This is a genomic window from Serratia sp. Z4 (assembly GCF_009900725.1).
Taxonomy (GTDB): Bacteria; Pseudomonadota; Gammaproteobacteria; order Enterobacterales; family Enterobacteriaceae; genus Serratia; species Serratia nematodiphila.
Genome location: NZ_JAAABD010000008.1, coordinates 137,659 through 153,184 on the forward strand (window position 1 = coordinate 137,659; position 15,526 = coordinate 153,184).

Sequence of the window (15,526 nt, forward strand, 5' to 3'; positions counted from 1 at the left end):
CGCCGGGTATCAATAGTAGGAGTGCTCGCCGCGCTGGTGCTCGGTCAGGTCACGCACGCCCTTCAGCTCCGGGAATTTCTGCAGCAGCTCTTTCTCGATGCCTTCTTTCAGCGTGACGTCCACCATCGAACAGCCGTTGCAACCGCCGCCGAACTGCAGAATAGCCATGTTGTCGTCGGTGATCTCCATCAGCGTTACGCGGCCGCCGTGGCCCGCCAGCTGCGGGTTGATCTGCGACTGCAGCACGTATTCCACGCGCTCCATCAGCGGTGCGTCGTCATCGACCTTGCGCATCTTGGCGTTCGGCGCCTTCAGCGTCAGCTGAGAACCCAGCTGGTCGGTCACGAAGTCGATTTCGGCGTCTTCCAGATACGGCGCGCTCAGCTCATCGACATAGGCGGACAGTTTGTCGAACTTCAGTTCGGTATCCGTCGCTTCTACCGCGTCCGGCGGGCAATAAGAGACACCGCATTCGGCCGTCGGCGTGCCCGGGTTGATCACGAATACGCGGATTTGGGTGCCTTCTTCTTGATTTGCCAGCAGTTTGGCAAAGTGTTCCTGTGCAGCATCTGTTATACGGATCATAGCATTAGCTCAATAGTTGACTTCTATAGTCGGTTATAATACGCCCATTGCCGTGGCACTACAACGTGCGGCAAACGCACCATATCTGCACCGAAGCGGCGCCTTGCCGCCGCAGCAGCGCCGCGATCGCCGCGACGGTGCTGCCGGTGGTCACCACGTCATCCACCAGGGCGATATGCCGGCCGGCGACCGGCACGGTACAGGCGAACGCGCGCTGCAGATTGCGTCTGCGGGCAGGGGCGCTCAGCCGCTGTTGCAGGGCGGTTTTGCGCACCCGGCGCAAGGCGGCGGGCCGATAGGCGCAGCCCAGCCAGCGCGCCAGCGGCCGGGCCAGCAGATCGCTCTGATTATAGCCACGGCGCCAGCAGCGTGATGCATGCAAGGGTACCGCTAAAATCAGGTCGGGTCTGTTCAGATACTGCTCTCTTCGCGCCTGCTGCCACCGCAGCAGCATCAGGCGCGCCAGCGTCGGCGCCAGCTCGGGCGCGCGGTGGAACTTGAACCTTTTTACCAGTTGGCTGAGCGGCGCAACGTAGTCGCCGACGAACACCAGCCGCTGCCAGGGCGGCGGCCGTTGCAGGCAGCGGCCGCAGGGCATTTGCGTCTCGCCGGCGGGCAATCCGCAGCGCGGGCAACACGGAGGGTTGACCGGCAGATGGCGCAGGCAGCAACTGCAGATGCCATGACGCACCAGGCTCAACGGCTGTCGGCATAGCCAACAGCGGCTGCGGATTGATAGCATAGGGTCTCCGACACGGATAAGCATGAAAGGACAGTAACCAATGACAGCGCTGTACTGGCAAACAATAGGCGAAGGCGAACGCGATCTTGTGCTGCTGCACGGCTGGGGATTGAACGCCGAAGTGTGGAGTTGCATCCAGGCGCGACTGACGCCGCATTTTCGCCTGCACCTGGTCGATCTGCCGGGATACGGCCGCAGCCAGGGGTTCGGCGCCCTGTCGCTGGAGCAGATGACGGATATCGTGCTGGCGACCGCCCCGCCGCAGGCCTGGTGGCTTGGCTGGTCGCTCGGCGGGCTGGTGGCCAGCCAGGCGGCGCTGATGCAGCCCGGGCGGGTCAAGGGGCTTATCACCGTGGCCTCCTCGCCGTGTTTTGCCGCTCGCGATGCGTGGCCGGGGATCCGCCCGGACGTGCTGAGCGGTTTCCAGCATCAGCTGAGCCTGGATTTCCAGCGCACCGTCGAGCGTTTTCTGGCGCTGCAAACGCTGGGCACCGAGAGCGCGCGTCAGGATGCGCGCCAGCTGAAAGCGGTGGTGCTTAATCAGCCGACGCCGAGCGTCGAGGTGTTGAACGGCGGGCTGGAGATCCTGCGCACCGCCGATCTGCGCGCGCCGCTGGCGGAGTTGAATCTGCCGCTGCTGCGGATTTACGGCTATCTGGACGGGTTAGTGCCGCGCAAGGTCGCCGAGCTGCTCGATGCCGCCTGGCCGAACTCCACGTCGCAGATAGTGGCCAAAGCCGCCCATGCGCCGTTTATCTCTCATCCCGATGAATTTGTGACGATGATCGAAGCGTTTATTGCAGCACATTGAATGCAGTGGGAAAACGCACGATAGAGCGCGAAAAAAAACGCTGCCGGGTGGATAAAAGACAAAGCTGTTCAATACTTAGTGAGTCAATGCGTTGGCTGCAAAATGAAAAGACCGCGTGCGGCGCTTTTCATTTTGGCGTTTCGTCTCTGGGAAACGGGCCCCGTCAGGGAAAGCAACGAGGCCTGAGGATGTCGCGGCAGCCTGCGGTACTACGCATGGATTTTTGACGGCTTTCATAACAGATAAATTATCCATTGAGAGGTTAGTGTCATGAAATCATTGAAGATGATTATTGCAGCGGCAGTGCTGGGTTCGGTGTCTTTCGGCTCCATGGCGGCAACCCTGCTGACCAAGGAAGATCTGGATAAGAACCCGGGTAAATACGAGAAGATCGGCACCGTCACCACGACGGCGGAAACCACGTCACCGATGGACGCCAAGGAAGAGCTGTCCAAACTGGCTGACGAAAAGGGCGGTCAATACTACGTGATCCTGGCAGGCCGCGAACACGGTAAATTCAGCGCCATCGCCGAAGTTTACAAAGACAAACAATAAGCCTTGAACGGTAATGGGGCGCCCGTCATTGGCGCCCCTTATCTTCAGGCTTTCAGTCGGTAGAACACCGTGCTGCACCCCTGGCCCTGCGGGCAGCTTTTGCAGCCGCCGCTCAAACAGGCGCCGTCATCCTGTTCGATGCGCTCCACTTTCCCCATCGCCGTCAAACGATCCAGCATCGCCTGCACCAGCGGCAGCGGCGTCGCCAGCGATTGGCTGAGCTGCTGCGCCTGGGCGCTGCCGCGCAGCGCCAGCGCATCGCGCACCTGCAGCAGCCCGGCCATCAGTGACAGCTCCCTTTGGCGCCCTGACAACAGGCCGCCGGCGTGGCGTTGCCCAGGCGCACCGTGACGCGGCTGCGCGCCCGGCGCAGGCCGAACAGCACCAGCAGATTCACCAGCAGCACCGCCAGGATCGCCGTCAGGCTGTACTGCGGATGTTGGTTGAAGGTCGCCGCTTGGTAGAACAGCGTCGCCAGCGAGTAGGCCACGTTCAGCCCCCACAGGATGGAGAATATCATCCAGCCGCGGCTCGATTCGCGGGCGATGGCGCCCATCACCGAGACGCAGGGCACATACAGCAGCACGAAGATCAGATAGCTGTAGGCGGAGATGCCGGAGCCGAATTTGCTGCTCATCACGCCCATCGAGCCGACGCCCATCTCGCCGTCGCCCTTGCTGGCTTCGATCGGGTTGGACAGCACGCTCAGGCTGAAGGTGTTTTTCAGGCCGTCCCAGGTTTCCTGCAGCGCGCCGCCCAGCTCATCGAGCAGGTTGAAGTTGGCGGCGTCGAACGCCTCTTTGTTGATGTGCTCGGCGGTATACAGCGTATTCAGCGTGCCGACCACCACTTCTTTCGCCATCGCGCCGGTCACCAGGCCGACGGTGGCCTGCCAGTTATCGCGGTGGACGCCCATCGGCTGCAGCAACGGCGTCAGCACCTTGGAAACCGTGGCCAGCGCGGAGTCGTTGATGTTGTCGACCGTTTTGCCGCTGAACGAGAAGCTGTTCAGGCCGCCGATGAATATGCTGGCCACCACGATCACCTTACCGGCGCGCAACACGAACCCTTTCAACCGCTGCCAGGTTTGCAGCAGCAGGCTTTTCAGGTGCGGCACGTGGTAAACCGGCAGCTCCATCACGAACGGCGAGGCTTCGCCGCGCATGAGGGTGTATTTGAGTACCAGGCCGGTGAGGATCGCCACCGCGATGCCGAGCATGTACAGCGAGAACACCACCCCTGCGCCGTCCTGGCCAAAGAAGGCGGCGGCAAACACCGCGAAGATCGCCAGCCGGGCGCCGCAGGACATGAACGGCGCCATCATGATGGTGATCAGGCGCTCGCGTTGGGCGTCCAGCGTACGGGCGCCCATGATGGACGGCACGTTGCAGCCGAAACCGACGATCAGCGGCACAAAGGATTTGCCCGGCAGCCCGAGCGCCTGCATCAGGCGATCCATCACGAACGCCGCACGCGCCATGTAGCCGGAGTCTTCCAGGAACGACAGGAACAGGTACATCATGCCGATCTGCGGCACCAGCGGCAGCACGGTGTTGATGCCGCCGCCGACGCCCTGCGCCAGGAAAACGGTCAGCCAGTCGGGGAAGTGCAGGGTGTAGCCGAGCCATTGAATGCCCTGAATGAAGATCGCCGCCGAGCCGATATCGAAGATCGGCTGCAGCGCGCCGCCGATGTTGATCGCCAGCAGGAACATCAGGTACATCACCAACAGGAAGATCGGTACGCCCAGCCAGCGGTTGAGGATCACTTTATCCAGCATGTCGGTCAGGCGGTTGGGCATCGCCTGCTGCGAGTTGCTGACCGCGTCGCTCAGGGTGGCGATAGACTGGTAGCGCGCGTCGGCGATCACCAGCGCCGGGTCTTCTTGCTGCTGCTGTTGCAACGCCTGAATGGCCGCAGGCAGCAGCGCGACGGCGGGACCGGCCAGCCGGTGGCTGTAGATGTCGCCTTCCAGCATCTGCAATGCCAGCCAGCGGCGTTGCACCGCCGGTAGCGTTTGCGGCATGGCATCGCTCAGCGTGGCGACCGCTTTCAGCAGCAACGGCGGGTAGTTTACCAACGCCTGCTGTTCGTTGAGGCGATGATTGTCGATCATCTGTTTCAGCACGCCGATGCCGTCGGCGCGGGTGGAGATCATCGGCACTACCGGGCAGCCGAGGCGCGCCGACAGCGCGGCGACGTCGATATCGATATGCTGGCTTTTGGCGATGTCGAGCATGTTCAGCGCCACGATGCAGGGAATGCCCAGCTCCAGCAGCTGCAGCGTCAGGTAGAGATTGCGCTCCAGGTTGGAGGCGTCGACCACGTTGATCAGCAGATCGGCGTCGCCGCTCAAAATGTAGTGGCAGGCGATCTGCTCATCGAGCGAGGTTTGCTCTGAAATGGTGGTCAGGGAGTAGGTGCCGGGCAAATCGACCAGCCGCACGTCGGACTGCGGGGTAGTGAAATGGCCTTCTTTGCGTTCGACCGTCACGCCCGCCCAGTTACCGACCCGTTGGCGTGCGCCGGTCAGCTGGTTGAACAGCGTGGTTTTGCCGGAGTTCGGGTTACCGATTAAGCCGATGGTGAGTTTTTTCATAGTTCTGCGTGTCGTCTTCAAGGAGAGCCGCGCCGGCGCAAGGACGCGTCGGCAAATGGAGGTGCGCCGGTTCAGGACTGGCCGTCGAGCTGCAGCAGCGCCAGATCCTTCCTGCGCAGCACCAGGCTGACGCGGCGGGTTTTTATTTCTATCGGATCGCCCAGCGGCGCGACGCGCACCACGTCGAACGAAGAGCCGGGCAGCATGCCGAGCGATAACAGTTTCTGGCGGTAGGCCGGCGCAATTTCACCGGAAAAGCCGACAATCTTATATGTGTGTTTAGGTTGAAGCTGCATGTGATTAACCTTCCGGGTGCCGATGAACATCGGGCTGATGATAATTGGACGTTGCCGGCGAAAATGCCACGCCGTCGGCGGTATTCATCCATAAGGTCATGCAATAAAGTGAGCGCAAATAATAGTAATTATCATTATCGCGTTCAATACAAAAAGTAGGGGTATTGTAACCAATTATTATGGCGTCGACAGTTTTTGGTTGTGTCGTCTTGATAAGCCCCGTTTTACCACTGCTTTTACTCGGCGACAAATGAGAATGGTGAGTTAAATCAGTTGCGTATTTGTAGCCGAGTTTTCTCGTTTGCAAATATTGATGGCGTTTTTCCCTTATTTATTTCTGATGAAAGGCAATTCAATAACATTATTCCGCCGTAATACGAGCGGTAACCATTTGTGTTTCGCTCACAATTCGCAGAATGAAAAATGTGTGTTAACGACGTTGTTAATAAACGGCTGCAGAAGGGATGTTTGCCGCTTTAACAATGGGAGGGCGGTCACGCAGCAACGGGAAATAAAAAGATAACGGTTTATTGAGGCGGGTCAAAAAAATGCCGCAAGTTTTCTTTCTCGGAAAGGGCGGAGCAGGCTCCGCCCTGTCGGTTCCGACTTAGCGTTTCTTGCCGAATGCCGCCGCCAGCGCGTCGCCCATGGCGCTGTTGCCGGCCGGCGCCGCGTTGCGCGGTTTGGCCTTGTTGCCGCCTGCCGAACGGTTGGCGTTGTCGCGCGTCTGGGCAGGCGCGTTGCCGCCGCGACGCGGTGAACCCTCGCCCGGTTGCTCATCCAGGCGCATGCTCAGCGCAATGCGTTTACGCTGCAGATCGACTTCCATCACCTTCACTTTGACGATGTCGCCGGCTTTCACCACGGTGTGCGGATCTTCGACGAATTTGTCCGCCAGCGAGGAGATGTGCACCAGGCCGTCCTGATGCACGCCGATATCCACGAAGGCGCCGAAGTTGGTGACGTTGGTCACCGAGCCTTCCAGGATCATGCCCGGCTGCAGATCGTTGAGGGTTTCCACGCCTTCGGCGAAGGTGGCGGTTTTGAATTCCGGACGCGGGTCACGGCCCGGCTTCTCCAGCTCTTTCAGAATGTCGGTGACCGTCGGCACGCCGAACTTGTCGTCGGTGAAATCAACCGCTTTCAGGCTGCGCACCGCGGAGGCGTTGCCCATCAGGTCCTGCAGCGCCTGCTCGGTGGCGGCCAGGATGCGTTGCACCACCGGATAGGCTTCCGGGTGAACGGTGGAAGCATCCAGCGGGTTGTCGCCGTGGTTGATACGCAGGAAGCCGGCGCACTGTTCGAAGGCCTTCGGCCCCAGACGGCTGACCTTCAGCAGCTGTTCACGGTTGCTGAAGCGGCCGTTCTCGTCGCGCCAATTGACGATGTTCTGCGCCATCATGCGCGTCAGGCCGGCCACGCGGGTCAGCAACGGCACCGACGCGGTGTTCAGATCGACGCCGACGGCGTTTACGCAGTCTTCCACCACCGAGTCCAGTTTCTTCGCCAGCTGGCTCTGGCTGACGTCGTGCTGATACTGGCCGACGCCGATGGATTTCGGGTCGATCTTCACCAGCTCCGCCAGCGGATCCTGCAGGCGGCGAGCGATGGACACCGCACCGCGCAGCGATACGTCGAGATCCGGGAATTCCTGCGCCGCCAATTCAGACGCGGAATACACCGACGCGCCCGCTTCGCTGACGATCACTTTCTGCGCCCGGACTTCGCCGAACTGCTTTTGCAGGTCGAGATAAAAGCGCTCGGTTTCACGTGAAGCGGTGCCGTTGCCGATGGCCACCAGCTCCACGTTGTGTTTGATGCACAGCGCCGCGACGATGGCGGCGGCTTTCGCCGCTTGCCCGGTGTGCGGGTAGACGGTGTCGGTGGCGACCAGCTTGCCGGTCGCGTCGACCACGGCGACTTTCACCCCGGTGCGCAGGCCCGGATCGAGGCCCATGGTGGCGCGCATGCCGGCCGGCGCGGCCATCAGCAGATCATGCATATTGCGGGCGAAAACGTTGATTGCTTCATCTTCCGCGCGCTCGCGCACCGTGCCCATCAGCTCGGTTTCCAGGTGCAGCAACACCTTGATGCGCCAGGTCCAGTTGACCACCGCCTTGCGCCAGGCGTCGGCCGGGGCGTTGTTCAGGCGCAGGTTGAGGTGATTGATGATGATCAGCTCCGCCTGGCTTTCGCGCGGGGCTTCCTCAAACTGCGGATCGGCGTTCAGCGCCAGCTGCAGCACGCCTTCGTTGCGGCCGCGGAACATCGCCAGCGCGCGGTGTGAAGGCACCTGAGAAATCGGTTCGTGGTGATCAAAATAGTCGCGGAACTTGGCGCCTTCTTCTTCCTTGCCTTCGACCACTTTGGACACCAGATGGGCGTTTTTCCACAGGTAGTCGCGCACCTTGGCCAGCAGCGCGGCGTCTTCGGCGAAGCGCTCCATCAGGATATAGCGCGCGCCGTCGAGGGCGGCTTTCACGTCCGCCACGCCCTTGTCGGCGTCGACGTAGCGTTCAGCCAGTTGTTCCGGCTGCTGTTGCGGATCCTGCCACAGCGTATCCGCCAGCGGTTCCAGGCCGGCTTCGATGGCGATCTGGCCACGGGTGCGGCGCTTCGGTTTGTACGGCAGGTAGAGGTCTTCGAGTTCGGTCTTGCTCAGCGTGGCGTTGATCGCCCCCGCCAATTGTTCAGTCAGTTTGCCCTGTTCATCGATCGACTTCAGGATGGTCTGACGACGATCTTCCAGTTCACGCAGATAACCCAGGCGGGTTTCCAGCTGGCGCAGTTGGGTGTCGTCCAGGCCCCCGGTGACTTCCTTACGATAGCGTGCAATAAAGGGCACGGTATTACCTTCATCCAGCAGACGGATGGCGGAGTCGACTTGCTCCGGCCGGGCCTGCAGTTCTGTTGCAATAATGCGGCTCAGTGGGTCATTCATAGGTCTGGTATCTGTATTGAGAACGGTGAATAAACAGGGGACAGTTATACGGATTGATCGCGGAAAATGCCAGCGAAGCGGGCCGCCGCCGCGCGGCCGCGGCATGGAGAACAGCGCAGACGGCGGCGTTGGCGGCGGTTAGGAAAAAGCTGAAAGCTTACTTCGGGTAGTTTATCTCGTTAACGTACCACTGCGCCTCGCCCAGCGGGGTATTGACGGTGGCGACGTCCCCGACCTCTTTTTTCAGCAGGGCGCGCGCCATCGGCGCATCAATGGAGATGTAATCCTTGCGGCCGAAAATCTCGTCGTAACCGACGATGCGAAAGCGTTTGGTTTCGCCGTCTTCGTTCTCCACCTCTACCCAGGCGCCGAAGAACACTTTGCCTTCCTGCTGCGGTGAATAATCGACGATCTTCAACTGCTCCAGGCATTTGGTCAGATAGCGGACGCGGCGATCGATCTCGCGCAGCCGCTTCTTGTTGTATTGGTAGTCGGCGTTTTCGCTTCTGTCGCCCAGGCTGGCGGCCCAGGTCACTTTCTTGGTCACCTCGGGGCGTTCTTCGCGCCAGAGGTAATCCAGCTCTTGTTTGAGCTTGTCATACCCTTCACGGGTTATCAGTTGAGTTCTCATCGTGATTTATCTTTATGGGGCCACCGCCACAGTGTACGTGAATGCGGGGGGCTTTAGAAATGGCGCGCGGGCCTGTGCCTTGTCGCACGGTTTTTATTCAGTTTGCGCAGCTTTTAACGATCGGGAGTATGCTTAGCGTAGCGGAAAAGGAATGTGACGAAAGGAGGATATCTGGCGAGAGAGACAAGGAATTTTGGCGCACAACCCAACACATTGAAGGTATTACCGCATGGAATTTAAAGATTACTACGCCACGATGGGCGTTGAGCCCAACGCCGATCTGAAAACCATCAAAACGGCCTACCGTCGGCTGGCGCGTAAATATCACCCTGACGTGAGCACTGAAGACGATGCCGAAAGCAAGTTCAAGGAAGTGGCCGAAGCCTATGAGGTGCTGAAGGACGAGGAGCGCCGCGCCGAGTACGATCAGATCCGGCTGCACCGCAACGATCCGAACTTTGGCCGCCAGGCGCGCGGCGATCGCGGCGGCTATCAGCAGAGCGCTTCATGGCACGGCGGCGGCGCCGACGCGCAAGACTTCTCCGATTTCTTCGAAAGCATGTTCGGCGGGCGGGCGGCGGGCGGGCATCGCTCTGCTTCGCACTCGCACGGCGGGCATGGCTTCCGCGGCCAGGATCTGGAGATGGAGGTGCCGCTGTTCCTCGAGGAAACGCTGCATGGCCAAAGCCGCGAGATTTCCTACACGCTGCCGGTGTACGACGAACTGGGGCGGCAGGTAAGCGAAGCCAGCAAGACGCTGAACGTGAAAATTCCGGCCGGCGTGGGCGACGGCGAGCGCATTCGCCTCAAGGGGCAGGGCGTTGCCGGCGTGGGCGGCGGCCAGAACGGCGACCTGTATCTGGTCATCCGCCTTGCGCCGCATCCGCTGTTCGAGATCGACGGCCACAACCTGAGCATCGTGGCGCCGCTCGCTCCGTGGGAAGCGGCGCTCGGCGCCAGCATTGAGGTGCCGACGCTGACCGGCAAAATCGCGCTGACCGTGCCGGCCGGCAGCCAGAGCGGCAAACGGCTGCGGGTCAAGGGCAAAGGGCTGGCGGGCAAGAAAGAGCCCGGTGACCTGTACGTTATTCTCAAGGTGGTGATGCCGCCGAAGCCGAACGAGAAGGCCAGCGCCCTGTGGCGGGAACTGGCTGAACAGGCGGCGTTCAACCCGCGCGCGGAATGGGAGTAAAGCAGATGATGAAAAAAGAGATCACTTTCACCGTGGTGGAATTGTGTCAGAGGGTGGAGATTTCAGAGGATGAATTGGTCGAGATCGTCGGCCTGGGCGTTATCGTGCCGCTGGAGCCGGCGCAGCCGCGCTGGGAGTTCGATTATCCGGCGCTGAGCCACCTGCAGCGCGCGCGCAGGCTGCGGGCCGAGCTGGATCTGGATTGGCCGGGGATCGCCATGGCGCTAACGCTGCTCGACCGGGTTGACGCCCTACAGCAAGAGAACCGGCAGTTGCGCCGGCAGCTGGCGCGTTTCCTGCAGACTTCCTGACCCGACAGCTGAACGCCACCGGTCGGTTCGCCGGTGGCGAAATTGTGCAAAATTGGGCCGTCACCCCACATTGCGCCGATAAAGGGCGAAATTTTAACGAACCCCCGTCGACATTCACTGAAAATTGTTGATAAATGGGGAAAAGAATAAGCTTTGTAACAATTTCGTCTAGAATACATACCATTAAACGCTGTCTCAAATGGCAAGGTTTTCTAACAATATTCGAGTCAGGCAATAAAGCCTTTGGGAGTAATACCATGCAAGAGAATCATAAGATCCTGGTTGTCGATGATGACATGCGCCTGCGCGCGCTTTTAGAACGTTATTTAACCGAGCAGGGCTTCCAGGTTCGCAGCGTTGCCAACGCTGAGCAAATGGATCGCTTGCTGACTCGTGAATCCTTCCATTTGATGGTGCTCGATCTGATGTTGCCGGGTGAAGACGGCCTGTCCATCTGCCGCCGCCTGCGCAGCCAGAGCAACCCGATGCCAATCATTATGGTCACCGCCAAAGGCGAAGAGGTCGATCGCATCGTGGGGCTGGAAATCGGCGCCGACGACTACATTCCTAAACCGTTCAACCCGCGTGAGCTGTTGGCTCGTATCCGCGCGGTGCTGCGCCGTCAGGCGAACGAACTGCCGGGCGCGCCTTCGCAGGAAGAGGCGGTGATCGCGTTCGGCAAATTCAAACTGAACCTCGGCACCCGCGAGATGTTCCGCGAAGACGAACCGATGCCGTTGACCAGCGGCGAGTTCGCGGTACTGAAGGCGCTGGTCAGCCACCCGCGTGAACCGCTGTCGCGCGATAAGCTGATGAACCTGGCGCGTGGCCGCGAATACAGCGCCATGGAACGCTCCATCGACGTGCAGATCTCTCGTCTGCGCCGTATGGTTGAAGAAGATCCGGCGCATCCGCGTTATATCCAGACCGTGTGGGGTCTCGGCTACGTCTTCGTCCCGGACGGCAGTAAGGCATGAGGCGATTGCGCTTTTCACCGCGTAGCTCGTTTGCCCGAACCCTGTTGTTGATCGTCACCTTGCTGTTTGTCAGCCTGGTGACGACCTATCTGGTGGTGCTGAACTTCGCCATCCTGCCCAGCCTGCAGCAGTTCAACAAGGTATTGGCCTACGAAGTGCGTATGCTGATGACCGATCGGCTGCAGCTGGAAGACGGCACGTTGCTGGAAGTGCCGCCGGCGTTCCGCCGTGAGATCTACCGCGAACTGGGCATCTCTCTCTACACCAACTCGGCGGCGGAGGAGAGCGGCCTGCGCTGGGCGCAGCACTACCAGTTCCTCAGCCAGCAGATGGCGCAGCAGCTCGGCGGGCCGACCGATGTGCGGGTGGAGGTGAACAAGAACTCCCCGGTGGTGTGGCTGAAAACCTGGCTGCAGCCCGATATCTGGGTGCGCGTGCCGCTGACGGAAATCCACCAGGGCGACTTCTCGCCGCTGTTCCGCTATACGCTGGCGATCATGCTGCTGGCGATCGGCGGCGCCTGGCTGTTTATTCGTATTCAAAACCGCCCGCTGGTGGAGCTGGAACATGCGGCGCTGCAGGTGGGCAAGGGCATTATTCCGCCGCCGCTGCGCGAGTATGGCGCTTCCGAAGTGCGGTCGGTGACTCGCGCATTCAATCAGATGGCGTCGGGCGTCAAACAGCTGGCGGATGACCGCACGTTGCTGATGGCCGGGGTCAGCCACGACCTGCGCACGCCGTTGACGCGCATCCGGCTGGCGACGGAGATGATGAGCGCCGAAGACGGCTATCTGGCTGAGTCGATCAATAAAGACATCGAAGAGTGCAACGCCATCATCGAGCAGTTCATCGATTATCTGCGCACCGGGCAGGAAATGCCGACCGAAAGCAGCGATCTGAACGCCATTTTAGGCGAAGTGGTCGCGGCCGAGAGCGGCTATGAGCGGGTGATTGAAACCGCGCTGTCGCCGGGCGAGCTGATGATGAATGTGCATCCGCTGTCGATTAAGCGGGCGGCGGTGAATATGGTGGTGAACGCGGCGCGTTACGGCAACGGCTGGATCAAGGTCAGCAGCGGCCGTGAGCTGCAGCGCGGTTGGTTCCAGGTGGAAGATGACGGGCCGGGCATCAAGCCGGAAGAGTTGAAGCACCTGTTGCAGCCGTTCGTACGCGGAGACAGCGCGCGCAGCACCAGCGGCACCGGTCTGGGGCTGGCGATCGTGCAGCGCATTATCGACGCGCATGACGGCGAACTGGATATCGGCACCAGCGAGCGCGGCGGGCTGTTGATCCGCGCGTATATTCCGTTGCCGATGGAGAAAAAAGAGTCGACCAACGGCCATCAAACGGCTAGGGAAAACGCCTGACCTCTGGTGTGGGCCGCGCCGCTGCGGCCCCGTCAGGACTTTCTGCTCATCACGTAGTATTCCGCCGCATCTTCATGCAACCGACGGCCGGTCGGCGCCTGCCACGGATCGATTAACTCGATGCCGCAGTGGAGGAAGTCTTTGGTATTGCGGGTGGCCAGGGTGGCGCCATAATGCAGGCAGGTGGCGGCGATTTGGGTATCGGGCATGCTGACGCCAATGCCTCGGCGGCGATTGGCGCCCATTAATTCCGCATGCTGCATCGCACAGCCGACGTCAAAGGGTAAGATTCTGTCTGAAAACTCTTCCTGCAGCATGTCGCCGAGGTTAGTTTGCAGTTCGAGCTGTTTCTTGCCGTGAGGCATGCAGGCGATGCCCGTATACAACTCCGCAACCACGATGGCGCTCAAATAGAACCGATACGTATCCTGCTCATCTAACCAGCGCAATACATTGTAGTGAGGCGCCGGCCGCAGCAATTCCGAAACGACGTTGGTATCCAGCACAATCATTTTTCATCATCTTCATCAAAGTTGACGATACGATGAGGGGCCTCATCACGTGGGGGGATCTCCAACTCAACGCCGCCGAATTCGGCGAAGTACTGATGCATGCGTGTTCCTAACCCATAGCGCGGCGGCTTTTTCACCAGCGCCTGCTTCAGGATCATGCGCGCTTCCTCTTCCATGGAGTGGCCGTTTTTCGCCGCTGAAATACGCAGCAGTTCTTTGATTTCGTCGTCCAGATTTCTGACGGTGATAGTCGCCATTTAAACCTCCTTTGCTATCAATGATTGCATTGACTTATTTTCTCGTCTCACTGGTCAAAAAGCAATCACGAAAAAATAAAAAAAGGCGCGGGATCCGCGCCTTAGCTGAAGAGGTAATGCTACCGAATTACAGCTTCGGGCCAGCGCTGACCAGCGCGGCGCCTGCAGGCGTGTCGGTGTATTTGTCGAAGTTGGTGATGAAGCGCTCGGCCAGATCCTGCGCTTTTTCCTGCCACTGCTCGAGGCTGGCGTAGGTATTGCGCGGATCGAGGATCTCCGGATTCACGCCCGGCAGCGCGGTCGGCATCGCCAGATCGAAGATCGGCAGAGTGACGGTTTCCGCCTTGTCGATCTCACCGCTCAGGATGGCGTCGATGATGCCGCGCGTATCTTTGATCGAGATGCGTTTGCCGGTGCCGTTCCAGCCGGTGTTGACCAGGTAAGCCTGGGCACCGGCGGCCTGCATGCGTTTCACCAGCACTTCGGCGTACTGCGTCGGGTGCAGCGACAGGAACGCGGCACCGAAGCAGGCGGAGAAGGTTGGCGTCGGTTCGGTTACGCCGCGCTCGGTGCCGGCCAGTTTGGCGGTGAAGCCGGACAGGAAGTGGTACTGAGTCTGGTTGGCGGTCAGACGCGATACCGGCGGCAGCACGCCGAAAGCGTCGGCGGTCAGGAAGATCACCTTGGTGGCGTGACCCGCCTTGGACACCGGCTTGACGATGTTCTGGATATGATAGATCGGGTAAGAAACGCGGGTGTTTTCGGTTTTCGAACCGTCATTGAAGTCGATGCTGCCGTCGGCCAGCACGGTGACGTTTTCCAGCAGCGCATCGCGTTTGATGGCGTGGTAGATGTCCGGCTCGGCTTCTTCAGACAGCTTGATGGTCTTGGCGTAGCAGCCGCCTTCGAAGTTGAACACGCCGTCGTCGTCCCAGCCGTGCTCGTCATCGCCGATCAGCTGACGCTTAGGATCGGTGGAGAGGGTGGTCTTGCCGGTGCCGGACAGGCCGAAGAACACCGCCACGTCGCCTTTCTCGCCCACGTTGGCCGAGCAGTGCATCGAGGCGATGCCTTTCAGCGGCAGCAGGTAGTTCATCATCGAGAACATGCCTTTCTTCATTTCGCCGCCGTACCAGGTGCCGCCGATCAGCTGCATGCGCTCGGTCAGGTTGAAGGCGACGAAGTTCTCCGAGTTCAGGCCTTGCTGCTGCCAGTTCGGGTTGGTGCATTTGGCGCCGTTCATCACCACGAAGTCCGGTTCGAAGTCAGCCAGCTCTTCGTCGCTCGGGCGGATAAACATGTTTTTCACGAAGTGCGCCTGCCAGGCCACCTCGGTGATGAAGCGCACTTTCAGGCGCGAGTCGGCGTTGGCGCCGCAGAAGGTATCCACCACGAACAGGCGCTTGCCGGACAGTTGCTCGGTGACCAGGTGTTTCAGATCGGCCCACACTTCCGGGCTGAGAGGTTTGTTGTCGTTCTTGCCTTTGCCCTGATCGGCCCACCACACGGTATCGCGGGTGATGTCGTCGCGGACGATGTATTTGTCTTTCGGCGAACGGCCGGTGAAGATGCCGGTATCGACGGAGACGGCACCCAGCTTGGTGACTACCCCACGCTCAAAACCTTCCAGAGATGGGTCTGTTTCTTCCTTAAACAGCAGTTCATAGCTCGGGTTGTGAACGATTTCGCTAACGTCGTGAATGCCGTAAGCGGCCAGATCCTGAGGGGTTATACCTTTAACGCGCATGTT

General features: G+C 60.2%; 16 protein-coding genes. 6 read left to right on the plus strand and 10 right to left on the minus strand.

All coding sequences use genetic code 11. The annotated features are described in order from the left end of the window. Positions 1 to 9: 9 nt before the first annotated feature. On the minus strand, positions 10 to 585 hold the full coding sequence (gene nfuA / locus GT753_RS21845; RefSeq protein ID WP_004930777.1) for a Fe-S biogenesis protein NfuA: 576 nt from the start codon (positions 583 to 585) through the stop codon (positions 10 to 12). Between the two features lie 58 nt (positions 586 to 643). After that, positions 644 to 1,327 (minus strand): DNA utilization protein GntX, encoded by a 684-nt coding sequence (gene gntX / locus GT753_RS21850; protein ID WP_103086222.1) that lies wholly within the window; start codon positions 1,325 to 1,327, stop codon positions 644 to 646. A 40-nt stretch (positions 1,328 to 1,367) separates the two neighbouring features. Here gntX and bioH point away from each other — a divergent pair, with 40 nt between their 5' ends. Both bioH and GT753_RS21860 read left to right on the plus strand, forming a co-directional pair. Beyond that, the gene (gene bioH, locus GT753_RS21855) at positions 1,368 to 2,138 is read left to right on the plus strand and encodes a pimeloyl-ACP methyl ester esterase BioH (RefSeq protein ID WP_160125951.1); all 771 of its coding nucleotides are present in this window, start codon (positions 1,368 to 1,370) and stop codon (positions 2,136 to 2,138) included. A gap of 270 nt (positions 2,139 to 2,408) precedes the next feature. After that, the gene (locus tag GT753_RS21860) at positions 2,409 to 2,693 is read left to right on the plus strand and encodes a YdgH/BhsA/McbA-like domain containing protein (RefSeq protein ID WP_004930765.1); all 285 of its coding nucleotides are present in this window, start codon (positions 2,409 to 2,411) and stop codon (positions 2,691 to 2,693) included. Between the two features lie 44 nt (positions 2,694 to 2,737). Here the strand turns inward: GT753_RS21860 and GT753_RS21865 are convergent, their stop codons facing one another. The 5 genes from GT753_RS21865 to greB all read right to left on the minus strand — a co-directional run bounded on the left by GT753_RS21865 (position 2,738) and on the right by greB (position 9,160). Then, entirely contained in the window at positions 2,738 to 2,977 is a 240-nt protein-coding gene (locus GT753_RS21865; protein WP_004930758.1) for a FeoC-like transcriptional regulator, read from the minus strand. Beyond that, positions 2,977 to 5,292, minus strand: a complete 2,316-nt coding sequence (gene feoB, locus GT753_RS21870; RefSeq protein ID WP_160125952.1) for a Fe(2+) transporter permease subunit FeoB — start codon at positions 5,290 to 5,292, stop codon at positions 2,977 to 2,979. The genes GT753_RS21865 and feoB overlap by 1 nt, the downstream gene beginning before the upstream one ends. 71 nt (positions 5,293 to 5,363) lie before the next feature. Then, entirely contained in the window at positions 5,364 to 5,588 is a 225-nt protein-coding gene (feoA, locus tag GT753_RS21875) for a ferrous iron transporter A (protein WP_004930752.1), read from the minus strand. A gap of 607 nt (positions 5,589 to 6,195) precedes the next feature. Continuing rightward, a complete protein-coding gene (locus GT753_RS21880; protein ID WP_021504764.1) occupies positions 6,196 to 8,529 on the minus strand; it encodes a Tex family protein in 2,334 nt (777 codons plus the stop codon). A gap of 157 nt (positions 8,530 to 8,686) precedes the next feature. Next, positions 8,687 to 9,160: a transcription elongation factor GreB gene (gene greB, locus GT753_RS21885; protein WP_004930745.1), complete on the minus strand. Its 474-nt coding sequence runs from the start codon at positions 9,158 to 9,160 to the stop codon at positions 8,687 to 8,689. A 229-nt stretch (positions 9,161 to 9,389) separates the two neighbouring features. Here greB and cbpA point away from each other — a divergent pair, with 229 nt between their 5' ends. From cbpA to envZ, 4 genes are all read left to right on the plus strand, one after another. Beyond that, positions 9,390 to 10,352: a curved DNA-binding protein gene (gene cbpA / locus GT753_RS21890; RefSeq protein ID WP_015379312.1), complete on the plus strand. Its 963-nt coding sequence runs from the start codon at positions 9,390 to 9,392 to the stop codon at positions 10,350 to 10,352. Between the two features lie 5 nt (positions 10,353 to 10,357). Continuing rightward, positions 10,358 to 10,663, plus strand: coding sequence for a chaperone modulator CbpM (locus GT753_RS21895; protein WP_004930739.1), 306 nt, complete (start codon positions 10,358 to 10,360; stop codon positions 10,661 to 10,663). A gap of 257 nt (positions 10,664 to 10,920) precedes the next feature. After that, the gene (gene ompR, locus GT753_RS21900) at positions 10,921 to 11,640 is read left to right on the plus strand and encodes a two-component system response regulator OmpR (RefSeq protein ID WP_004709363.1); all 720 of its coding nucleotides are present in this window, start codon (positions 10,921 to 10,923) and stop codon (positions 11,638 to 11,640) included. After that, complete coding sequence (gene envZ, locus GT753_RS21905; RefSeq protein WP_015379311.1) at positions 11,637 to 13,007, plus strand: two-component system sensor histidine kinase EnvZ; 1,371 nt, start codon at positions 11,637 to 11,639, stop codon at positions 13,005 to 13,007. Before ompR ends, envZ begins: the two co-directional genes overlap by 4 nt. Positions 13,008 to 13,039: 32 nt before the next feature. Here envZ and GT753_RS21910 read toward each other — a convergent pair whose 3' ends face one another. The 3 genes from GT753_RS21910 to pckA all read right to left on the minus strand — a co-directional run bounded on the left by GT753_RS21910 (position 13,040) and on the right by pckA (position 15,523). Beyond that, the gene (locus tag GT753_RS21910) at positions 13,040 to 13,519 is read right to left on the minus strand and encodes a type II toxin-antitoxin system VapC family toxin (RefSeq protein ID WP_076741273.1); all 480 of its coding nucleotides are present in this window, start codon (positions 13,517 to 13,519) and stop codon (positions 13,040 to 13,042) included. Continuing rightward, on the minus strand, positions 13,516 to 13,776 hold the full coding sequence (locus GT753_RS21915; RefSeq protein ID WP_015379309.1) for a plasmid stability-like protein: 261 nt from the start codon (positions 13,774 to 13,776) through the stop codon (positions 13,516 to 13,518). Before GT753_RS21915 ends, GT753_RS21910 begins: the two co-directional genes overlap by 4 nt. A 127-nt stretch (positions 13,777 to 13,903) precedes the next feature. Beyond that, the gene (gene pckA / locus GT753_RS21920) at positions 13,904 to 15,523 is read right to left on the minus strand and encodes a phosphoenolpyruvate carboxykinase (ATP) (protein ID WP_015379308.1); all 1,620 of its coding nucleotides are present in this window, start codon (positions 15,521 to 15,523) and stop codon (positions 13,904 to 13,906) included. Between the last annotated feature and the right edge of the window lie 3 nt (positions 15,524 to 15,526).